Source organism: Streptomyces sp. NPDC006393 (genome assembly GCF_040628575.1).
GTDB lineage: Bacteria > Actinomycetota > Actinomycetes > Streptomycetales > Streptomycetaceae > Streptomyces.
Window position 1 is genome coordinate 15,250 of sequence record NZ_JBEXZD010000090.1, and the last position, 19,581, is coordinate 34,830.

23 protein-coding genes and 2 pseudogenes are annotated in these 19,581 nt (G+C 69.0%); 12 read left to right on the top strand and 13 right to left on the bottom strand.

Going from position 1 to position 19,581, the window contains the following annotated elements:
- Positions 1 to 2,487 (bottom strand): hypothetical protein (locus tag ABZ484_RS28865; RefSeq protein ID WP_358868854.1); only part of this gene is annotated, 2,487 nt, incomplete at its 3' end.
- Positions 2,488 to 2,685: 198 nt separating this feature from the next.
- On the opposite strand from ABZ484_RS28865, the gene ABZ484_RS28870 reads away from it, so the two are divergent.
- Positions 2,686 to 2,850 (top strand): hypothetical protein, encoded by a 165-nt coding sequence (locus tag ABZ484_RS28870; RefSeq protein ID WP_358868855.1) that lies wholly within the window; start codon positions 2,686 to 2,688, stop codon positions 2,848 to 2,850.
- Positions 2,851 to 2,882: 32 nt separating this feature from the next.
- On the opposite strand, the gene ABZ484_RS28875 is transcribed toward ABZ484_RS28870, so the two are convergent.
- A complete protein-coding gene (locus tag ABZ484_RS28875; protein ID WP_358868856.1) occupies positions 2,883 to 3,329 on the bottom strand; it encodes a DUF4158 domain-containing protein in 447 nt (148 codons plus the stop codon).
- 265 nt (positions 3,330 to 3,594) lie between these two features.
- Positions 3,595 to 4,074 (bottom strand): replication-relaxation family protein, encoded by a 480-nt coding sequence (locus ABZ484_RS28880; protein WP_358868857.1) that lies wholly within the window; start codon positions 4,072 to 4,074, stop codon positions 3,595 to 3,597.
- Positions 4,075 to 4,453: 379 nt separating this feature from the next.
- On the opposite strand from ABZ484_RS28880, the gene ABZ484_RS28885 reads away from it, so the two are divergent.
- On the top strand, positions 4,454 to 4,624 hold the full coding sequence (locus ABZ484_RS28885) for an ATP-binding protein (RefSeq protein ID WP_358868858.1): 171 nt from the start codon (positions 4,454 to 4,456) through the stop codon (positions 4,622 to 4,624).
- A gap of 22 nt (positions 4,625 to 4,646) precedes the next feature.
- Here ABZ484_RS28885 and ABZ484_RS28890 read toward each other — a convergent pair whose 3' ends face one another.
- Together ABZ484_RS28890 and ABZ484_RS28895 are read right to left on the bottom strand one after the other, a co-directional pair.
- Positions 4,647 to 5,177, bottom strand: coding sequence for a hypothetical protein (locus ABZ484_RS28890; RefSeq protein WP_358868859.1), 531 nt, complete (start codon positions 5,175 to 5,177; stop codon positions 4,647 to 4,649).
- A gap of 434 nt (positions 5,178 to 5,611) precedes the next feature.
- A complete protein-coding gene (locus tag ABZ484_RS28895) occupies positions 5,612 to 5,905 on the bottom strand; it encodes a hypothetical protein (protein ID WP_358868860.1) in 294 nt (97 codons plus the stop codon).
- Between the two features lie 894 nt (positions 5,906 to 6,799).
- Between ABZ484_RS28895 and ABZ484_RS28900 the strand changes: the two genes are divergently transcribed.
- The 5 genes from ABZ484_RS28900 to ABZ484_RS28920 all read left to right on the top strand — a co-directional run bounded on the left by ABZ484_RS28900 (position 6,800) and on the right by ABZ484_RS28920 (position 9,803).
- Positions 6,800 to 7,348 (top strand): DUF5994 family protein, encoded by a 549-nt coding sequence (locus ABZ484_RS28900; protein WP_358868861.1) that lies wholly within the window; start codon positions 6,800 to 6,802, stop codon positions 7,346 to 7,348.
- Between the two features lie 251 nt (positions 7,349 to 7,599).
- The gene (locus ABZ484_RS28905) at positions 7,600 to 7,896 is read left to right on the top strand and encodes a hypothetical protein (protein ID WP_358868874.1); all 297 of its coding nucleotides are present in this window, start codon (positions 7,600 to 7,602) and stop codon (positions 7,894 to 7,896) included.
- Positions 7,893 to 8,384 carry a DUF5994 family protein gene (locus tag ABZ484_RS28910; protein WP_358868862.1) on the top strand — a complete coding sequence of 164 codons (492 nt, stop codon included), beginning with the start codon at positions 7,893 to 7,895 and terminating at the stop codon, positions 8,382 to 8,384. The genes ABZ484_RS28905 and ABZ484_RS28910 overlap by 4 nt, the downstream gene beginning before the upstream one ends.
- A 461-nt stretch (positions 8,385 to 8,845) precedes the next feature.
- Complete coding sequence (locus ABZ484_RS28915; protein WP_358868875.1) at positions 8,846 to 9,052, top strand: hypothetical protein; 207 nt, start codon at positions 8,846 to 8,848, stop codon at positions 9,050 to 9,052.
- A gap of 409 nt (positions 9,053 to 9,461) precedes the next feature.
- The gene (locus tag ABZ484_RS28920) at positions 9,462 to 9,803 is read left to right on the top strand and encodes a MerR family transcriptional regulator (RefSeq protein ID WP_358868863.1); all 342 of its coding nucleotides are present in this window, start codon (positions 9,462 to 9,464) and stop codon (positions 9,801 to 9,803) included.
- A 333-nt stretch (positions 9,804 to 10,136) separates the two neighbouring features.
- On the opposite strand, the pseudogene ABZ484_RS28925 reads toward ABZ484_RS28920, so the two are convergent.
- Positions 10,137 to 10,912 (bottom strand): annotated as a pseudogene (locus ABZ484_RS28925) (hypothetical protein); the annotation flags it as partial.
- Between the two features lie 152 nt (positions 10,913 to 11,064).
- The gene (locus ABZ484_RS28930; RefSeq protein ID WP_358868864.1) at positions 11,065 to 11,712 is read right to left on the bottom strand and encodes a TetR/AcrR family transcriptional regulator; all 648 of its coding nucleotides are present in this window, start codon (positions 11,710 to 11,712) and stop codon (positions 11,065 to 11,067) included.
- A gap of 74 nt (positions 11,713 to 11,786) precedes the next feature.
- Between ABZ484_RS28930 and ABZ484_RS28935 the strand changes: the two genes are divergently transcribed.
- From ABZ484_RS28935 to ABZ484_RS28945, 3 genes and pseudogenes are all read left to right on the top strand, one after another.
- On the top strand, positions 11,787 to 12,173 hold the full coding sequence (locus ABZ484_RS28935) for an ester cyclase (RefSeq protein WP_358868865.1): 387 nt from the start codon (positions 11,787 to 11,789) through the stop codon (positions 12,171 to 12,173).
- 227 nt (positions 12,174 to 12,400) lie between these two features.
- Positions 12,401 to 12,613, top strand: a pseudogene (locus tag ABZ484_RS28940) (transposase); the annotation flags it as partial.
- 15 nt (positions 12,614 to 12,628) lie between these two features.
- Positions 12,629 to 12,961, top strand: a complete 333-nt coding sequence (locus tag ABZ484_RS28945; protein WP_358868876.1) for a transposase — start codon at positions 12,629 to 12,631, stop codon at positions 12,959 to 12,961.
- A gap of 126 nt (positions 12,962 to 13,087) precedes the next feature.
- Here the strand turns inward: ABZ484_RS28945 and ABZ484_RS28950 are convergent, their stop codons facing one another.
- The 4 genes from ABZ484_RS28950 to ABZ484_RS28965 all read right to left on the bottom strand — a co-directional run bounded on the left by ABZ484_RS28950 (position 13,088) and on the right by ABZ484_RS28965 (position 16,884).
- Entirely contained in the window at positions 13,088 to 13,531 is a 444-nt protein-coding gene (locus ABZ484_RS28950) for a hypothetical protein (RefSeq protein ID WP_358868866.1), read from the bottom strand.
- Between the two features lie 213 nt (positions 13,532 to 13,744).
- Positions 13,745 to 14,809: a TniQ family protein gene (locus ABZ484_RS28955; RefSeq protein WP_358868867.1), complete on the bottom strand. Its 1,065-nt coding sequence runs from the start codon at positions 14,807 to 14,809 to the stop codon at positions 13,745 to 13,747.
- A gap of 97 nt (positions 14,810 to 14,906) precedes the next feature.
- A complete protein-coding gene (locus ABZ484_RS28960; protein ID WP_358868868.1) occupies positions 14,907 to 15,947 on the bottom strand; it encodes a TniB family NTP-binding protein in 1,041 nt (346 codons plus the stop codon).
- Positions 15,948 to 16,182: 235 nt separating this feature from the next.
- Positions 16,183 to 16,884 (bottom strand): Mu transposase C-terminal domain-containing protein, encoded by a 702-nt coding sequence (locus ABZ484_RS28965; RefSeq protein ID WP_358868869.1) that lies wholly within the window; start codon positions 16,882 to 16,884, stop codon positions 16,183 to 16,185.
- Between the two features lie 114 nt (positions 16,885 to 16,998).
- Here ABZ484_RS28965 and ABZ484_RS28970 point away from each other — a divergent pair, with 114 nt between their 5' ends.
- Positions 16,999 to 17,142, top strand: a complete 144-nt coding sequence (locus tag ABZ484_RS28970; RefSeq protein ID WP_358868870.1) for a hypothetical protein — start codon at positions 16,999 to 17,001, stop codon at positions 17,140 to 17,142.
- A 375-nt stretch (positions 17,143 to 17,517) separates the two neighbouring features.
- Here ABZ484_RS28970 and ABZ484_RS28975 read toward each other — a convergent pair whose 3' ends face one another.
- Positions 17,518 to 17,943, bottom strand: a complete 426-nt coding sequence (locus ABZ484_RS28975; protein WP_358868871.1) for a hypothetical protein — start codon at positions 17,941 to 17,943, stop codon at positions 17,518 to 17,520.
- 142 nt (positions 17,944 to 18,085) lie between these two features.
- Positions 18,086 to 18,850, bottom strand: coding sequence for a TnsA-like heteromeric transposase endonuclease subunit (locus ABZ484_RS28980; protein WP_358868872.1), 765 nt, complete (start codon positions 18,848 to 18,850; stop codon positions 18,086 to 18,088).
- 7 nt (positions 18,851 to 18,857) lie between these two features.
- On the opposite strand from ABZ484_RS28980, the gene ABZ484_RS28985 reads away from it, so the two are divergent.
- Positions 18,858 to 19,028, top strand: coding sequence for a hypothetical protein (locus tag ABZ484_RS28985; protein ID WP_358868873.1), 171 nt, complete (start codon positions 18,858 to 18,860; stop codon positions 19,026 to 19,028).
- Positions 19,029 to 19,581: the final 553 nt, after the last annotated feature.

Below are 19,581 nucleotides of genomic sequence, written 5' to 3' on the forward strand. Positions count from 1 at the left end.
GTCTTCGGTGTGCCCGTCCAGCTTGCCCAGGGCCTCCGCGGCCCAGATGCACTCGTAGCTGGGGATTCTTGTGTCGTTGGCGAGGGTGGTGAGGGCGCGGGCGGCGTCTTCGCCATGTCCGTCCAGCTCGCCCAGGGTCTGCGCGGCCGAGACCCGGTCGTCGCCGGGCAGGGTGGTGTCGTTGGCGAGGGTCGTGAGGGTGCGGGCGGCGTCTTCGCCATGTCCGTCCAGCTCGCCCAGGGCCTGCGTGGCCGACACTCGGTCGTCGCCGGGCAGGGTGGTGTCGTTGGCGAGGGTCGTGAGGATGCGGGCGGCGTCCTCGGCGTGCCCGTCGAGCTCAGCCAGGGCCTTCGCAGCTCGGACGCGGTCGGAGCGGTCGAGGGTAGTGCCGTCGGCGAGGGCGGTGAGCAGACGGCCGGCTTCCCTCACATATCCCTCGACCATGGCCAGAGCCTCCGCAGCGATGAGGCACTCGCGGCTTTGCAGGGTGGTGTCGTTGGCGAGGCGGGTGAGCTGGTGGGCGGTTGATCCGGAGGGAAGGCGGGTTCTCAGCCGCACCTGCTCGGCGAGGAGGCGGCACGCGGATGCCTTGTCAAAGGTGGTGAGGTCTTCCAAGCGTGCCTTGGTGTCCTCGCTGATCTGGTCCTCGGGGTTGAGGAGTCGGTCGAGGAGGAAGCCGAGATAGGAGGGTTCCTGGTCCTGCCAGCCGGTCTCGGCCTGGTCGGCATCGAACAGCTGGTGGAGTGTGCGGCGGCGGCCCTGCTCGTTCCGGGTGGCATGGCGGGCGGCGTGGTATTCCAGGAAGGTCTGGTGGGGGAAGCCGAGGCCATCCGGGTGCTGGACGAGCAGGCCGGTGTGCCGCAGCAGGCCCTCCAAGAACGCGTCCCAGACCTCTGCGCGGACCTTGCCGGGACGGGGGACGGCCGGATGTTCGGCGAGTGCCGCGGCGGCCGGGGCCGGGTGGCCGGTGAGCCATCGGTGGGCGAGGTAGTCGATGAGTTCATACAGGTGTTCGTGGACCTGCCGGGCTGCAGCCTCGGCCTCCGTTTTCGCCTGCGGGCTCTGGTGGCCTTCCACCAGGTGCTTGATCGCTTCGCCATGGCTGTCCGCGACGCGCTTGCCCTGGTTGTGCTCGTAGACCAGATAGGTGAAGTCCTCGTACACCTCGGTGCGGCCTTTGGGTAGCGGGCGGTCGGGGTGGGAGAGGTGGAGCTGGCAGAGCATGGAGGCCATCAGCGGGGTGCGGGCCAGTTCGGCCAGGGAGGCATCGCGCAGCGCGCGGGTGAACTGCCTGGCACGGTGGCCGGCTTCCTCGGGCGGCCACCGGGTGGCGAAGTACTTCTCGGTGTAGGTATGCAGGTCGCCTGGTGTGAAGGGCTGCAGGTCGTAGCGCGGCACCTGGTGGCCGAGGACACGGTCGAGGATGTCGAGTTCGTGGTCGGCCAGGGGGCGGGTGGCCACCACGCACCGGTACAGCGGAGGGTCTTCGGTGACGGCGTAGGCGAGCTTGTCCAGCACGGCGCGGCGTTGGTCGGCATTGGGGAGTTCGTCCAGGCCGTCGACGAGCAGCTGCCAATGGGCCCCGGCGCACGGCCGCCGAAGGAAGCGGTCCGCGTCCAGTGCGGGGTTGCGCCCGTACCGGCTAAGGCTTCGGGTGGCGGCGGCCAGTGACTCAGCAATGGGCTCCTGCTCATCGACGAGAGCGCGTGCGCTCACCCAGACCGGGACCGCCACTGGAGTCCTCCTGGCGCTGCCGGTGGGGTCGAGCCATTCAGCGGCCGCCTCCCGCAGCCGGGTGCGCAGCAGCGTGGACTTGCCGATTCCAGGGCCAGCGATGAGCACGCACATACGGTCGGTGCGGCCGGTCTTCCGGAAGAGCGCCTCGGCGGGCTCGGCCACGGCGACGGGACCCTCACCTGTGCCCGCGGCGGGGGCATCGTCGCGGTAGACGCGCTGTTCGTCGCGGCCCGTGGGCTGGCTGTGCTGGCGAACGTAGACCTCAGCCAGCGGGGGAGTGGCCGCCTGGTCGGCGATCCCCGCATTCGGGTGCTGCTCTGCGGTCTTGCCAGCGGCATTGAGGTAGCCGCGTACCTGTTCGTCCAGGCTCTCCCGGCGTTGAGCCTCGGCGTGGAGGTCCTTCCAGCGCTGGCGGTGCACGCGAGTGGAGGGCTTGTCGCGCAGTTCCTCGGTCCATCGCAGCATCACGGCGACCACGGCCCACAGGTCATCGAAGTCTTGCGGCACGCTGGGCTCCTTCGAGCCCGTCCGGAACCAGTCATTGACCGCCTGGAGCGAGAGATCCTTGCCGCCTTCCCGGCGCGGCCATGGCACGTCCGGTGGCCGGCCCGCGGCTTCCCGCCGGTGCCGGTTGGCCTCCTCGACCGCGGCCTTCTGGGTCTTGCCCAACCGGCGCAGCTTGGCCTGGAGCTCCCCGAGCTTGGCCGCCAGGGCTTCCCGCCCCGATGCAGGCTCTGCCGCCTCACTCACGTCCTACCTCTCCTCTCGGGGGCTGGCCCAATCCGGCGCGATCCGGTGGCTCGGCACCCACCGGCGTCCTGACCTTGGGAATCGCGGCCGGGAATCCGGCGATCCGGGATCCATGGCCGACGGCCCAGAGGTCTGGCCAAGGTGCTCGTGGCCGCCTCGTCCGGGGCGACCGAGGCGATCTTGGGGAAGGACAGGCACATGGACATCTGGGGGGCGGCGGTACTCCTGGCCGGGCTCGCGATCCCGGCGATCGCTGCGGTGGCCATCACCGGCATGGCGTTGAAGGGCACCGCTCCGCGCGACCGGGTCGGCATCCTGCGCGCCGTGGCGGAACTCGTACGGGAACTGCGTGGACGCCGGTGACGGCCCGTGCCTGGGTGCCCACCGCCTTACCCTCATCGGGTCGCCTCCGGCGGACCGACGACCAGGCGGAAGCTGAGGTCGAGACGCACCTCGCCGTAGGGCGCACGTGGGACCAGAACAGAAGAATCAGGCCCCGGCGTTCGGCCGGGCCGAGCAGGCTGGACCAGGCGGGCTCGGCGAGGACGTCCTGGAGCATCAGGGTGTTGACGGGCCCGGTGGTACTCGACCGTGCTATCGCACAACGCGTAGGAGGCGAACTCGGCTGCCGGCACCTGCATCTGCCGGGCGACGAACTCCACGACCTCGTCCGGAAAATCCGCCCGACTCCGGGGGAACCGGCCGTACCGGGTGTAGAACTTCAGCAGCAGAGCGAAGCCCAAGCGCGTCCCGCCCCGCTTCCCCGCGACGAGCTCCACTTCGTCATCGAGCACCGTCCGTTGCTCGACTAACTCGTCCATCCCGACCGGCCGTTGCCCCATGGCACCGCATCATGCCGGACACACCCAGTTCACAACAGCCGAATGGTCAACAAGGGCCACTCGCGTTTGGGGCTCATGACACGTCTGTTAGCGGCAACCCAAGTCGCGCATACGGGTAGTGCCGCCGCCATTCCTCCTGCGAGGGTTCCTGGAAGGCTTGCCGCTGGTGTCGGCCAGGCGCGGGCGTGGGCACGTAGCCGTGCAGGCGGGCGTAGGCGTTGAGTTTGGCGGCCAGGCGTTCGGGTCCCATGGTGGCCCGGTCGACTTATACGAACGCCCGCGGCACCGCTCCTTTGCCACCCTCCCGGCCGCACCGGTAGAACAGCAGCGTGTCCGGGATGACGGCTTCACGGCCGCCCACCGGGTGGCAGACCTCGGGGATCCAGTCCAGGGGCCGGCACACCTTGCAACGGCGCCGTGCGTCTTGCAGGAAGGCGAGGCCGGTCTCGGTGACCGTCAGTGCGTGTCCGACCCGCAGCCGCACCGCGGTCCGGTCCGATATCGTCCTTGGCGGCCGCCGTCCCCGCAACTCCGGAAACTCGCCGGCGACCTGCACCCCGTCATGGGTGGGGAACCACACCCGTAGCCGCCCGGCCTGCGGCATCGTGATCCGGTCGATGAGGCCCTCGGCGCGCAGCTTGGCCAGCCGGCGCCGGGTCTGCTCGATCCGTACGGAAGGGTTGAGGATCAGGTGCATCTGCTCGGTCGTCGCCATCCGGTACTGGACCAGGACCGCCAGTGCCATCCGGTCCCGCCACCCGCGTCCACGTCCGCCATCGTCGGCACGCTCTCTCCCGTACGGTGCGGCACCGTCCTGCACGGCGCCGCGTGTACGAGTCAGACCAGCCGCCGTCCCCGATCGCATCGTGACCATCAGGACCGACCATGGTCACGATGCGACAACACCGCCCCCGACCAGGCCGACATCCCCGCCGACAACCCCCTCGGCAACTGTCCGCGTGCGTACGGGGCCTGGGTGGCGTATCTGCAGGTCACCACATCTGCCCGGCCGTGGTCGGCAGCCGGACATCCCCCTATGCACCTCTCGCAGCCGACCCCAGAACAAGGAAGCGGCGAACCTGTTCTTCCAGCTCATCGCGTCGCGCTACGAGTAGGGCTCGGTGATGGGGACCTCAAACCTGCCCTTTGGTCGCCGGGGAGAGACCTTCTCCGACGACGTCGTCGCGGCCGCGATGATCGACCGCCTGGTTTACCACGCCGAGGTCCTCACTCTCACCGGCGACTCCTACTGGACCCGCCGACGGCGCGAGCTCCTGGCGAAGGAGGACCGGTGAGGCCGAGTATCGGCAGGGCCCCTCAGTTGAAGGGGTAGTGGACGACGTCCGCGAGGTCCGCACGGTCGAAGGCGGATACGTTGGTGAGGTGACTGTCGAACGGGCCCACCTTCGACACCGAGAAGCCGCGGCGGAACACGATCTGAAGACCGTGCTCGGGCTCCCAAGGGCACTCGCACTCCACCGAGACATACACCTGCCGGTCGCCGTGGGCATCCTCCCGCTGAACCGACACCTCACCTCCGGGCCGGACATGCGCCCAGACGTCGTCCGGGCCGGCGATGGACACGAAGTCCTCATCGCCGCCCACCTCGGTCTTCACATCCAGGTAGTACTGGAAGACCGGCGTCGACGCGGACCTCAGAGCCGACTGGTCAAGCCCCAGAAACGCGCTGATGGCCGTCTCGAAGTCGACTTTCGCGTCGTCATCGTCATAGCCGGCGACGACGAACCGGCACAGGGCGCCCCCGAAGACGGGCACGGGAAGCGGCGAACTCACGTAGTCGCCAAAGTCGGCATCGACGGTCACGTGGCCGAGGCCGGGGATCTCCATGCGCGCACTCTACGGGCTCCATCGAGAGCCCTGGACGCCACGGGCACGCTACGACCCCAGGGGGTCAATTCTGCGGGACTGGTGCGTGGTCGGTCCTGGGCGATTGCCGCGGATGAGGGAGGCGTGTTCCGGGTTGTGATCGGGGGGCGGGTGTGTGGGGGTGGGTGGTGTTTGTTGGTGTGGTTGTCGAGCTGATTTGGGAGTGTGTGGGGCTGTTGCGGTTCGTGTGTTTCTCCGTCTGGTTGTTCATGGTTTTTGGTAGGGGGGTGTGGGTGGTGCCTGTGTGTTCTATGGCGCGCTGTGGGAGGCGGCGTGTCGGGTGTCGGCGGGCGATGGTCTGGGGCATTGGTCCTGCCGGGATGTCTGGCGGGCAGGGGTCGGGCGGCAGTTGTCCTTGGGTGGGCCGCGGGGGTGGCCGGGTGTGACGGTTTGGTCTATCTGACGGGGCCTTCGTCTTCTCCTGGTTGTGTGTCAGGCATGTTCAGGATGGGTTCTCGGGTGTAGTGAGGGGGCGCGGGGGGTGGGGCCGCCTCGGGAGCCGTGAGTTCGGTGAGGAGTTTGCTCAGGTCGTTCGTGGAGAGCGCCAGGCCCAGGATCTGCATGATGCGCAGAGCGCAGTCGCGGATGGACTGAGCGTCTTTCTCGGGGGCTGCCGTGTTCCTGATCTCGTCGCACACTCGGCTGAACTGGTCAGCGCTGATCGTCGGCTGATTTACCGGTTGCGCCATGGGTGTGCTCCTCCTGGGAGAACGGGCGGTTCGACCCGCTCTTCCAGGAAGCGCTGAGCACATCCTTATGGCAACTGGAGCGAGCCGGGCGCAGGCACGTGACCGGAGCGGCCGGAATCGTTGGCGCAGGGCGCAGGGCGCAGGGCGCAGGGTGCAGGGGGAGGGGGAGGTGGAGGGTGCAGGGGAGGGGGTAGGGGGATCGACGAGGTGCTGTGCCGGCTTGCTGTGGGCCGGGCGGGCCTGGCCGCGGCTCTGCCTCGGCTGGTCTGCCGGGAGGCGGCGGCCGGTGTCGGCCGGACTCCGTGAGTGTGTGCCGGCGGGTGCGGTGGGCTGGTCCGTGCGGCGGGCGTCGTCAGTGTTCCCGGCTGGGGCCGCCGGTGGGTGGACCGCTGCCGGGATTGCCTCCTGGCCGCCGTTGACCTGTTGCCTTCGCGGGTGGGGGTGACGGTCGCGGAGATCGTCGCGCGGCCGCCGTCGAAGCCGGGGCGGGGCTGAGGGTTGTGTTCGACGCGGCGGCTGCCGTGGATGATTCTCGCTGTTGCCACCTGTCCGTGGCGGCGGTCGGCTGCCTGGCGGTGCAGGGCTGGTGGGGGAGTGGCGCAGTGGGCCCGGCGCCCGCATCACCCTCATCGATGAGCAGCGGGGCAGCGTGTTGACGAGGTGGCCGGGCGAGGGTTGATCGCCATGCTGTGCGCCGTGACGGGGCGGGTCTTGGGCGCCGGGGACCAGGCCCGGAGGGGGAGAATACCTGGTCATCCCCGGCTTTTCGGGGCAGTGGGCGGAGTAGTGTGAAGGCACCGGGAGTTCTTCGTGCACCGGCTCCGCCGCGGGTTGCCGTTTCCGGTGATCGATGACGCCGGGCCGCATCCACGGGCCCGGAGACGGGTCCGTGCAATGACCGTGACCATTGACCGTGCGGCATTGGGCAGGCACATGCCGTCGCTGCCGGCTCGTGTGTCCCTGACGCCCGCGCCGGGCGGGCTGGACGGCATGTGGTGGCCCCGCTCGCGTGTCCTCACCTGTGAGCTGCCGGCCTTGACGGCCGCGCTGGGCGACCTCTGGGGCCGCATTACGGGTGTCATGGTGAACCCGGCCCACTGGTCCGCCGTCCCACGTCGGGTGTCCGTGGCCGGGCGCACCGTGCACGTGGGCTGGTCCGCCATGGAGCAGGATCCGCACAGGCTGACCCTTTTCTGTGTTGATGGCCGCTGGGATGTGCTGGTGATTCCGCCGGAAACCGGTCCGGATGCCGCCGCACGACTGATGGCCGGTGGCGGCGTCGATGCCCCGGGCCAGGAGGAATCAGCAGACAGGATCGATGTTCGACGCGGGGAGGAGGCGTGGGAGACCGAGGGCGGAGCGGGTCCGCCGTTGTCTGCGCCCCGGCCCGTCGGCTCGCCAGGGGCGGTCGGCCGCCGGTCGTCGGAGGTGAGAGGACGATGACTGCCATCGCGGTGGCCGTGCTGCTCGTCCTGATCGCTGTCGGTGTTGTTCTCATTCACCGGCTTGACGCTCGGCGCGACGAGCGGACGGCCGGCTTCCACTCCGGCGATGCTCTGCCGGGGACCGGCGGGCGGCCCCGGAGGCGCCGCCGGCCGGCGGTGGAGGCGACCGCTCCGGCACGGCCGACCGCGGCATCGGCCGCGCAGGACATCGGCGTCGGCCCGGCCGTGGGCGCCAGGGGACGGCAGGTCATGGCGATACTGCGGGAGCGGAAGTCGTACCGGGAGAAGATCATGCGGGCTCTGTACCAAGCCGGCGAGGGCAATCGCCTCATGGGCGTCGGCGGGGCGAAGCTCGGCAACGACCTCAGTATCCCTGAGCAGGACATGGCCGCTGCGTGTACGTATCTGGAGGGCGAAGGCTGGGTCGTCGTCGACTGGGGGAGGGGGAACACGCCCGTGGTGATCACGTTGACGCACCGGGGGATCCGGCGCATGGAGACAGAAGAGGAGAGTGTGGCTCCATACGAAGGACGGGGGACACCATGAGGGCCTCCGACACCCCCGGCACTCCCCGGCTGCTGCCCGACGCCGTCCACCGGTCGGTGAGACCCGGAACGGCCCTGCTGAGGGTGGAGACGACGCACACGCGCGAGGGAATCCTGGATGGTGCCTGGTGGCCGCGGTCCCGGGACATTGGTGCCGAGCTTCCCCCGCTGATCACCGCGCTGACCCGGCATCTCGGACCTGTCATGCGCGTCGGTGTGGACAGCAGTGCCTGGGACGGACTCCCGACACGGCTGCTGGTGGACGGCCGGATCGTGCACATCGATTCCTTCCCGGCTGGTGACGACACCGTCCTCATCACCCGAGGCGACCGTGACCTCTTCTTACTGCTGGTGGTCCCGCCGGACACGGAGCCCGACGCGGCGCGCGCCGCGATGGCCAGGGCCGTCCGGGCCGACAACGTCGCCGAGGCCGAGCAGATCCTCATCGATGTCGCCGCTGCCGGCGACACGCCGCCTGCGCCGAACTGACATCTGCGTCGCAGACCGGATCCTCGGACGCCAGGATGTGTCCCGGCCGAAGCGCGGCGCGATGGCGTCCCGCCCAGTGGTGTAGGGGATCATGGAGCGACGTCGCAGGTCACTGCCGAGATGATGCTCTCCCGGCGCGCGAGTTCGACTGACGTCACGTCAGTCCACGTCGATCCTGTCCCCACGCCGTTTCTTGTGGGACCCCTGCGTCCCAGGTCGCAAGGAGCTGATCCGCGGCGATGGCCGCACGCAACAGGCATAGTTGGCAGACCGCCGACCATTGCAGATTGCCGATTGACGAATCGTAGGAGGGGCCTGCGGCCTTCCGCAGTGATCCCCTGCACCGCTTGGCGGAACAGAGCAGATCCTTCGCTGTGGCATCCCTGCTGGACCGGGCCGGGTCGGATGCCGGCCGCGCGGGTGGAGCTGCGCTGTCAGGTCCGTGGCCTGCAGGGGCCGTGGTGAACCGGCGCCCGGACCACCTGAGCGAGCGGGAAGAGCAGATCCTTCGCTGTATCCGGCGGCGGATCGAAGAGGAGGGTGAGGGTCATTCGGTGCGGCAGCTCGCCCACGCGGTCGGGATGCGCAGTACGGCTTCGGTGGCCCACCGCCTGACCCACAGAAGTCCGCACACCAACCCCGAAGAAAATCTGTTGTGGTCACAGTAGACATTGGCTCGTTGCAGGGTTACAGTTTCTGTTGTACTCAGGAAGTCGATGAGGGCACGGCAGAGACGAACTGCCGTGCATGCAGGTCAAGCAGGACGCGGCCCGGCAGGGGCCGGGCCGTGAGCAGTACCCGCGTTGTCCAGCAGTACAACCGTGTAATCGAGGTAAGGAGCAGAACGCCATCAGGATCGCCCGGGCGAGGACGACGTCAGCCCGGGTACCGCAGGCCTCGGATTGGAAGGTGGTCCCCGGTCACGCATTCGCGATCCCCGCAGCCCCGCCCTCCCGGGCGGAACCTGCGGACACACAAGGCCGGCGCTCTCAGCCGGTAGATGGTGTTGAAAGCTCGGGGCCCGGGTGCCGGTTCGGTACCCGGGCCCCCCGACGCGTCCCCTGGAAGAAGAGGTCTATGCCCCCTCGCAGTACCCGCCCCGCCCCTCTCGACGACGACGACTACCCCGCCTACACCATGGGCCGGGCCGCCGAGATGCTCGGCACCACCCCCGCCTTCCTCCGGGCCCTCGGTGAACACCGTCTGATCACCCCCCTGCGCTCCGAAGGCGGTCACCGCCGCTACTCCCGCTACCAGCTGCGCGTCGCCGCCCGCGCCCGCGAACTCGTCGACCAGGGCACCCCCATCGAGGCCGCCTGCCGCATCGTCATCCTCGAAGACCAACTCGAAGAGGCCCAGCGCATCAACGAGCAACTGCGCACTCGGGGCGGCGAGTCACAGCCGAAGACCAAGGCCTGATCAGAGCGCCAGGCGACGGGCGGACACCGACCGTCAGCGAGCGAAGCCGTCTTCATCGGACTTTCCTATGTTCTTCTCCGGGCCTGGCCCCGGCTCCGCCTCGGCAGGTCCGCCGGGAGGCGCATGGTGCACCTGGTACCTCTGAGGAGGAGCAAGACTTGCCTCACACCCGTCCTGCCGTGTGCCGGCTGCGGTGATCCGGCCCGCGCGACGGGCATCATCGATGTTCCCGGCTACGCGCCGCCGGTGGCTGGACCGCTGCCGGGACTGCTTCCTGGCCACCGTCGACCTGGAGCCGTCCCTGCTCGACGCCGGCAGCCGGCCCCGTTGTGAGGCCTTGGCTGCTGCGGCCTCTCGTGCCCGGCCGACCAGCTCCCGCACCGGGCGGGCCTTGGCGTACGGCGCGAGGTCCGCCCGCATCGTGGCGAAGTGGTCATCACCGCGGTCATCACCGCGGACGGAGGAGACGTGTTCGTATTCGTCGGGGAACCGGTTCCACGACTCGCAGGAGGCGTCCAGATGCCCGTACCGCAATCGCCGCTGCGCCGGCACCGCGTAGGCGTGGACGCGGCCCTGCCGCTCCTGGACCGGCTGGATGCGGATTGACTGCTTCATCGCGTTGATGCCGCCCGCCAAGCCGCCCCCTTCCATGAGCACGTGGGAGACGTGGAACAGGTACGCGGTCTGGCCGTAGCCGCCGATCGCATCGCGCCGGTTGTCGGCCTGCGGCAGAGCAGTCTCGGCCTCGCGTAGCCGGGCGTGAGCCCGGCGCCGGTCCCCGACCATGCGACGACGCATGCGCCTGTTGCCCGCGCAGGAACGCCACCGGACGCGGACCGGCCGACGGCGCCGCCCCCTCCGACGGGTCCGCCGGCTCCGACGCCATCCGCCCGTGTCCGGGGTTCGCCGCTTGAAGTGACATCCTGCGCAGTGTCCGGCAGGAGGTGACGTGATCGCCCGCCTCATCGGCTGGCTTGAGCGCCTTGACGTAGTACGTTTGCCCCAGGCCGTGGGCCTTTTCGTACACGGCCATCGAGCCCGTCGAACAGATCAGGTCCGACGCCGGCGAGCATGTCCTGCTTCACCGGCGCGGAGGCTTGCGTCCTCAGAGGCCGTTGCCGTACCGATCATGGTGCGCATCGGTTCGATCGAGGCGGCCGGGGTGGGTGATCCGCGGTTGGTGCGTGCGGGAAGGTTAGGGCTCCCGGCCGGCTCGGGATTTCTCGATTCCCGCAGTCCGGGGCCCGTGACTACGTGCCGGCTACCCCTTGGTGGGTTGGGGCCGGCGATGTACCGGCGATGTACCTACGAGCTTGCGCAGGAAGCGATCGACCTGGTCCTCCAGCGGGGGCCAGTGGTGGTCGGGCTGGTTGACTCGCATGGAGACCGCGCCGTGCACGGCTGCTCGCAGGTCGAGGGCCACGATGGACGCGTCGTCTGCGGGAGCCAGGCCGGCGTCCATACATCTTTGGACTGCGGCCGTGGTCGTGCGCCCGAGCTCCTCCTTGAAGCGCATGTCCGCGCGCTGGTTGAGGGTGCTCTCGTGCAAGACCTTGTAGAGCCCGGGGTGCTCGCGTGCCCAGGCTCCGAGTACGAGGGTCCGGGCGCGCAGTTGGGCCACCGGGCCGTCCGCGGCGAGCTCGGCCTGCTGCACGGCGAGCATCAGGTCCTGGTGGCAGTGTTCCAGTGCGGCCAGGACGAGTGCGTCGCGGTCGGGGAAGTGGAGGTATACCGATGTCGCGGCGACGCTGATCTCCCGCGCGACGGCCCGCAGGGACAGGGCCTGATCGTCGCCGAGCTCGTCGAGCATGCGGAGTGTGGCGGCGATGACCTCCTCGCGGAGGCGTTCGCCCTGGCCCCGGGGATTGCGCCCGCGGGGTGGTCGTTTGCTCGGTGACTTGGCATCCACGGTGGTCGATTGTATCTGCACGACCGTTGCCATACAGTCGTAGCGCTACGGGTGTTCACTCATGAGGGGGAGCCATGCCGAGCACACGACTCGAAGAGAACAAGCGGACCGTCCTGGCCTTCTACCAGGCCGCGATCAACGACAAGGACCACGAGGCTGCTTCCAAGCTGCTCAGTCACCGCTACATCCAGCACAACCCCCGGATTGCCGACGGACTGGAGGGCTTCCGCGGGTTCGTCGAGACCTTGAAGGCGGACTTCCCCCACCTCCGTGCTCAGGTGAAGCGAATCTTCGCCGAGGGCGACCATGTGATCGCCCACGTCCACGGCGTCCGGGTGCCAGGCGGCCCCGAAACCGCGATCGTCGACATCTTCCGCCTGGAGGACGGCCAGATCGCGGAACACTGGGACGTCATGCAGCAGATCCCCGACGAGGCCCGGAACCAGAACGGCATGTTCTGACACTGACCTCGGTCGGGTGATCGTTCGGGGTTCGGGCATGAGAACAGAGCCTCCTGCACCGCTCGCGGGTATGCGAGTCCAGCCGAGCAACAGGAGGCCCTGTGCCGCAGTCTTCCGCTTTCATAACGGTGGAGTACAACTCGGTTGCCCGGTCGTGAGATCGTTTCGCTCACCGGTTCGGGAACGCGGGCGACCGTCCGGACCGCGAGCCGTGCTGCCCCTCGGACATGTCGCACGCGGAGTGGGCGGTGGCACGGGACGCGACGCCGGTCCCGCCGTGGCTGGAGGGCCGCGGCGGTCAGCCGGAGGACTATTGCCACCGGCAGATGCTCGACCCAGTGCGATACCTGGTCGCGGGGATCGCGGGCGGCATCACCTGGCGGGCGATGCCCGCGGACTTCCCCGTGCGGGACCGCCTCTACGCCTTCGCCCGCCGCTGGGGCGCGAACGGGCCGCTGACCGAGTGCACGACCGGCTCCGCAGCCTGGTCCGCGAGAACGCCGGCCGCAACCACAGTCCCGGCCTCCTCACGCGGACACGACGCGGGCACGAAGATGCCGGGGCGCAAGCGGCACATCGTCGTGGACTGCCTTGGCCTGCTCCCGGCAGTCATGGTGACCACCGCGAGCCTCCATGACAGCAACGCCGCCGTACCCCTGCTCGAACGCCTGCGGGGCCGCTACAAGAAGTGTCATTGTTCGGTGAATCTGCGTAGTGGTTGTGCTGTGACCTGCGGATTGTTCAGGTGGGCTGGGTGGCTGGGAAGGGTGTCCGCTCAAGGGTTCTGATCAGTGATGATGACGACCTTCGCCTGAGCAGGCTTGTGACCTGCGGTGTTCGTGTGCTGCGGACCGGGTGCGCAGATGGGGTGGGCGGGTGCGCATCTTTACCGGTCGTGGGGGAGTTGTGGGGCGCTAGTCGGTTTTCCACCATCCCTGTCGGGTGTGCCAGTCCCTCACCCAGCGCAGGAAGCCTCCGGAGTGCTCGGACGGGGTATCGGCATACGGTGCGGCACAGCCGTCGCGTAGCCACCACACCTGGCCGTGTTGTGCTCCGGTCACCACCAAAGTCCAGTACTCCCCGGGCCGGTCGCTGCCCAGGAGTACCGAGCCATGGGTGTAGCTCTGGTGCAACATCGGCGAGTGAAGGCTGTGATCGTAGTAGTCGTACTCCCACTGCCATTCCTCTTGGAGGGGGAAGGGATCTTTGAATTGGCGCGCAGCGGTGGCATCGAAGGGGTCCGGGCTCATCCAGCACTCCGCTTCCCATTCGGTCCAGCCCTGCGGGTTCTCACCCACCGGCAGCAGACCACCCGCGTCAGGCGGGCCGTCGTCGGTGCCGTTCGCGATCTCGGCCACGAAGGTGCGATACGGCTCAGGCAACACCACTCCGTGCCCCTCTTCCCAGGTTCGAAGTGCTGGCCAGCCCAAAGGGGAGTGACGGACATCTGGGGGAAAGGCTTGACGTAGGAGGGCTATCGCGCCCGGCATCGCATCATCCATGCCCTACTGGTACCACCGACTTCCGACGCTCTCCCGGGGCCGCAGCCAACCGCAGGCGAGGCACCGAATTCATGCCGGGTCAGGTGACCTGCGTTTAAGGGTCCAGGTGAGGGTGGGCACGTGGAGGGGGACCGCGTTCTCGTCGCCTCCGCAGCTTCCAAGCCAGCGCTGTAGTTCGCTCCGTGCGTGCCGGGCGAGCCACCGGGCGAGGGGTTCTACCTCGCCAGTGAGACCGGGGCCGGTGTGTGTACGGAGCACCTCGGCCAAGGTACCCGTCAACTGCACTTCGACTGTGGCGCGTTGGTGCTCGCTGGCGCCCGTACCTGCAGCGATGAGTGTTTCGGTGAGGGCGAGGGTTTCGGGGTAGGTGACCAGGTCGCGGGCGATGATCCGCCACAGCCATTCCCTGCCCGGACGACCTGCCTGCCCGGTAAGAGTGTCAAGGCGTCCGTCCCAGGCCACGGCTGCCGGTAGCGGCCTCAACTCCTCGTCCCCATAGAGGCGTTGGATGATGCCACGCGCCCACTCCCACGCCGCCTGGACTTGTTCACCACGGGCGGCCAGAGCCTGGTGATGGCGGTGTGCGGCCAGGACGCCGGCGGCTTCGCGCTCACCGAGCGGGATCTGGGCCGGGCCGGTGTCGACGCGCTCGCCGCCGACGAGCCAGATGCGATGCGTGCGGCAGACGCGCTGGTGCCAGCCCCGGTACTGCCACACCTCCACTCCGCGGCTGCGTGACGCGATGCATTTGAGGCACCCCGCCATGACCGGCGCGGCCGTGTGCGTGGTGGGGAACTGCCAGTGCGCGGCCGGTCCGGTGTGGTGGCGTAGAACATCGAGGTCGAGTGGCCAGGCGGGCAGTACACGTGCCAGGACCTGCTCCTCGATGCGGCTGTAGGCGGCGAGGCGTTCGCGTGCGGCGGTATTGAGGTAGAGCTCGGTGCCCAGCCCGCTTCGACCGCTCACGAAGGTGCGGCCTTCTTGTCGGAGGACGGCGCGGAAGTAGGGACCTGGGGGCAGGTGGTAGCGGGCCGCGCACCGTGTGATCCAAGAAGCGGTTGTCTCACCCTCGAAAGGCGTGGTGCGGATGGCACCTGCGGCCAGGCGGCTCTGGGCGAGTGGGGACAGGGACATGGCGTGGTGGGCCAGCTTTCAACCGGCCGGTGGACGCCCGCGAACGAGGACGCCCACCGAACAAGCAAGAGGGGAAGAAGACCGAGGGCAGCGCTGTTCAGGCGGCCGTCCCGGAGCGGCCGGACGGGGCCTGCTCGACCGGGGGCCGTGCGACCTGCTCGGCGAGGTGGTCGAGGCGGACGGCCTCGAGCTGTTTCTTGACGATCTTCTCGGTGCCGTCCAGGATCGCGGTGATCGCGGCTTCGCGGATCAGCGCGGACAGGCTCCCGATCCGGCCTCCGGTGCGCTCGTGCAGGTAGCGGGCCATGCGCCCCACCGACCCGGCACGATGCCACTCGAGGCGCACCGCGTCCTCCATGCCCTCCAGCAGACCGCGCCATGCTGCCTGCTGCTCCCGCCCGCTGTACGCCAGGGGTGGGCTGGGCAGGAGCTTGAACCTCCCCGCCAGCTGCGCCCCGCGCACTCCGCTCAGCAGCGGTGATTCCTCGACGGCGACTCCGGCGTAGACGAAGGTCGCGCCGACGCGTTCGGACAGGTACTTCATCTGGTCGGACGTCCCGGCTCCGGCACGGGTGCGGGTGTCCAGGAGACGGATGTCGTCGACGAGGACCAGGCGGGTGCCCAGATCACGCAGGGTGCCGACCACTGCGTCGGTGATCTGGGCCTGGTTCATCCGGGCCGCCACCGGCAGGCCCAGGAAGCGGGCGAACTTTGATACGAGCATCTTCGGGATGGCCGCCGGCGGCACGGCGACGAACGCCACCGGCAGCCGCCCCTCGTCCGTCTCCCTCCCGCGACGCCGTCGCTCGGCGAGGTGGAGGGCGCACCCGAGCTGCTGCAGGGCGGTGGTCTTGCCGGTCGTCGGGAGCCTGGACACGATCAGCCCGCGCCGCGCGGTCCCGTCAGGGCGCCGGATCAGGATCATCAACCGGCACAGCGCAAGGGAGATGTCGTCCATGACCGGAGTCGACAGCACCACGAACTGCGAGTGGTAGTCGAGCCGCTCCTCCTCACTGAAAGGCCCCTCGCCCTCCAGCCGCGGCGCCGATGCCTCGACGAACCGTATCCACTCGCTCCACGTCGTCGGCGACGCGTACGCCTCGCCCGCCCCCTCATCGAAGGACTCCAGGGCTACCACCGCTCGGCCTCCGCGTGCGCGTCGAAGATCTTCCACACCCCCGAGGAGACAGGAGCCTTTCCCGCGGCTCCTCCGCCGGCATCGCCAAGGTCACCCGACTCGTCGAACTCGTCGAATCCCACCTCGTCCTCGAAATCCTCGCCCCACTCGTCCTCGCCAGTACACGAGGGATCCCCGCCAGCCAGACGGGACGCAGCCGCCGTAACGGCGTCCTGGTCATGTATCGCTCCTGCCGCTACGGCCGCGCCCGCACCGGCCTGCGCTGCGACAGACCGCTCCCGGGCTGTGCCTGCTCCCATCGCGGCGCGCCGCAGCAGTTCATCCAGGGCACGGGCGAGGGCTTCTTCATGGTCAGCGCGCGCGTGCCACGCCTCTCCACAACACTGCGGATGTCGCGCCACGTTGCGTCGGTGAACGGTGAGCTGACCAGGGTGCGGTGGATCCAGTCGGCCTGGGCCCACCCCTCGGGCAGCCGCACCCAGCACTGGGCCGGCTCGTACGGGTTGTAGTGGACCTCCCACCGGCCGTCCGCCGCCGACGAGCGGCGCCCGCGGTACGGGTTCAAGTCCCTGCTGCCGTAGGTGCGATGGTTGAAGCGGATGCCATCGACGCCGATCGTCAGGCGCTTGGCGGGCAGCAGCTCGATGCCGTCGGCGGCCGCTAGCGGGACAGGGACATGCCCGCACATCCCCACCAGCGCGGCCCACATCTCATTCGGCGACAGTGCCAGCCTCGGCATGAGCGGATACCGCAGCTCGCTGTGGCGCCGCTCCTGCCACCCGACGACGACCCACTCGTCCAGCAACTCCTGCAGCTGGGCCAGCGTCCAGCACCCCTCGTCCTCGACCCGCCGACCCCGCTCGCCGAGATGCCGGCCGGTGTACCCAGCCACATGCTGTGCGAAGAGAGTGTTGATCGACCCGAAGACGCGTTCCACGTGTCCCTTTGCATGACCGGAGGCGGGCGGGCAGGGCTGCCCCGAGATCCCCAGGTGCTCACACGCGGCCAAGAACGTCTTGGAGACAAACACCACGCCCGGTCGACGACGACCGTGCAGGGCCAGATCACCGGCCGCGCCGCGGCCCGCACGATGCGTGCGTCGATGCCGACCAACCGCTCAAAGGGGATGACCGAGGACCGCATCGACAGCGCCGCATGCCAGCCGGGCCGCATGGACTCGGGCACCACGCTCTGAGCGAGGAAGATCGCCGCGTCCACCGACTTCGTGCCGCGCGGGCGCAGGACGGCGGCGGTGATGCTGTGCGTGGCCACGGACACGGCCAACGTCAGCTCACACCGGCCCGTCTTCCCGTCCTCGCCGACGACCAGCACGTCCAGCAGCGTGCTGTCCATCATCACCAGCTCCCCGGGCCGCACCACAGAAGTCGGCACGTACGGGCCCCGGCTTGGACGCCTGCGTCCGCCGCGCCCGGGCGCTGCCCAGCAACCCGCCCCTCACCCACGGCATGCACCAGCCGGTTGAACGTGGACGTCGGCGGCACCGTCACCACCCCCGCCCCGTACGTCTGATCCAGGTACCAGCCCACCCGGCGCCGCAGCCCCGACATCGTCAACGACGACTTCTCCCGCCGCTCCTCAAGCACCGCACGATCGCAGCGACCACGCGCTCATCGGCACGCCCGACCGCCGACCGTCCCCGCTTGGCCCGACCGCCGACCAGCCCCCACACCCCCTGCTCGCGATAACGGGCACGCATCCGGCGCACCGTGGCCACGCTCACCGACTCACCCCGCACCGTCAGCTCACCGGCCTTGGCAGCTTCCCACTCGGCCATGCTGCGCACCTTCGGGTCGTACTCCGCCCGCACCCGCCCGCCGCCATCCAGTTCCGCGCACCCGGTCTCGACCTCACGGATGTGCCGCTCCCACGCCAGCGCCCGCTCGCGCACGCCAGGCTCAAGCCCGTCCAACAGCCCGCCCACGGTAACGTGTTGCCGCAGCGCACCGCCGATCACAGCGAAGTCCTCATCCGCCACCAGATGCGTACCAGCACGACCTGCACGCCACCAGCCTCATCCACGAGCCGGCACCGCGCCCCCTCCAGCCCGGCCACGCTGAACTCACCGCCAGCGAACCGCACGTGATCCCCGACCTGCACCACCGCATGCTGCGCCCCGCTCATGCCGCACCCGACCCGTCCGTGATCAGCGAGTGCTCGCCCAGCACCTGATCCAGATCGACATGGAGCCGTGAGGACCACAGGGCATGGAAGAGCGCCGGCCACACCTGTATCGCCTCTCCCACCTCACCGACCACCTCGGCCATAGGCCGCGGCACCACACACGCCTCCCGCAGACGGCCCACCACGGCCGCATCCGCGTAGCACGGATGCCGATACCCCGACAACCACCGCACGTTCGCCACCCGCACCGGATCAGCCGGCCCCACCAGCCGGTACCCCCACCCAGCCGCACGCGCACAAACCCTCAACACCTTTGCCTTTGAGGCCAGTTGACGAGACGATCCGCCCACGCCAACGCAATCGACCAGCTCCCTGCGCCCGCCTGCCCACCGCACCAGGAAGTGCGGAGCATGCCGCACCACCGAACTGCCCGCGCGCCAGACGAACTCCACAGGCCTACACGCCACATCCACCACCCGACGCTCCTGGTCGAGCAGCATCAACCGATCCCGCTGCGCCGCGCTCCCGTAGTGCAGGAGCCGCTCCGTGGTCGACGACCACCACCATCCCGGCGCCAACCGCTTCCCCCGGCGTACCGGGAACATCCTGACCGGCACACAGTCCTTCAGGCGCTGCTCGTGCACAGCACGCAGCCACGGCATCTGCCGCCGCTCACCATCCGGCGCCACGAAGAGGACATCGACGTACGAAGGATCAGGGCAGGCCTCATCACACCCACCCACCGGGGAATTCAAGATCATGACCCCAGTGAACGTCTTCGCAGAAAAACTGAGCAATGCGCAGATTCACAGAGCCACACCGCCATCTCTGAAGCTGAGCGCATTGCAAGAAAATCCCCGCACGGACACCATCACGGAATTCACCGCAAGAACCCTAGAATTCAAAGACAAGAAAGCTCGGGCGCGTACCTCCACCTGAAGAAGCGAGACACCTGCTGTTCCCTGCACCTCCGTCGCCCTACCGGCCAAGACGACCCCGGGGGGAGCTCCTCCAGAAACAGCCGGCCCCGCGCAACGCCACCCAGAGAGTGGATCCGCTGCCCACTCGTGGAGCCAAGCCCCTGACCAGCGTATACATGGCCTTCAGAGGAGGCACAGCTCTCCAGCCCAGACGAGGCCGGTCACAAGGGAGGCTTGCCTCTACATTAAGGACCAGCGTATCTTCGCCCAGAGCCGGACCAGTCCGGCGGACTGCAAGGTACCTGACGGTACGCCAGGTCGGTTTTGGGCGAGTACCGAAAGGCGACGCACCCAACTCCCCAGCCAGCCCCAGGAATTCGCGGAGCGAATTCCTGCAGGCCGAATTGCGGAGCAATTCGAGCCTCGGCCAACGGCGTTGGCCGCATTCGACGGCGGAGCCGTCGAATAGCCGTGCGGAGCGCGGCATTTCTTCCGCCGCGTAGCGGCGGCGCGTCGTCGCCCAAGGAGCGGGTCGAGGCGGTGGCCCCCTGGCTGACCATCGACGGCGACGC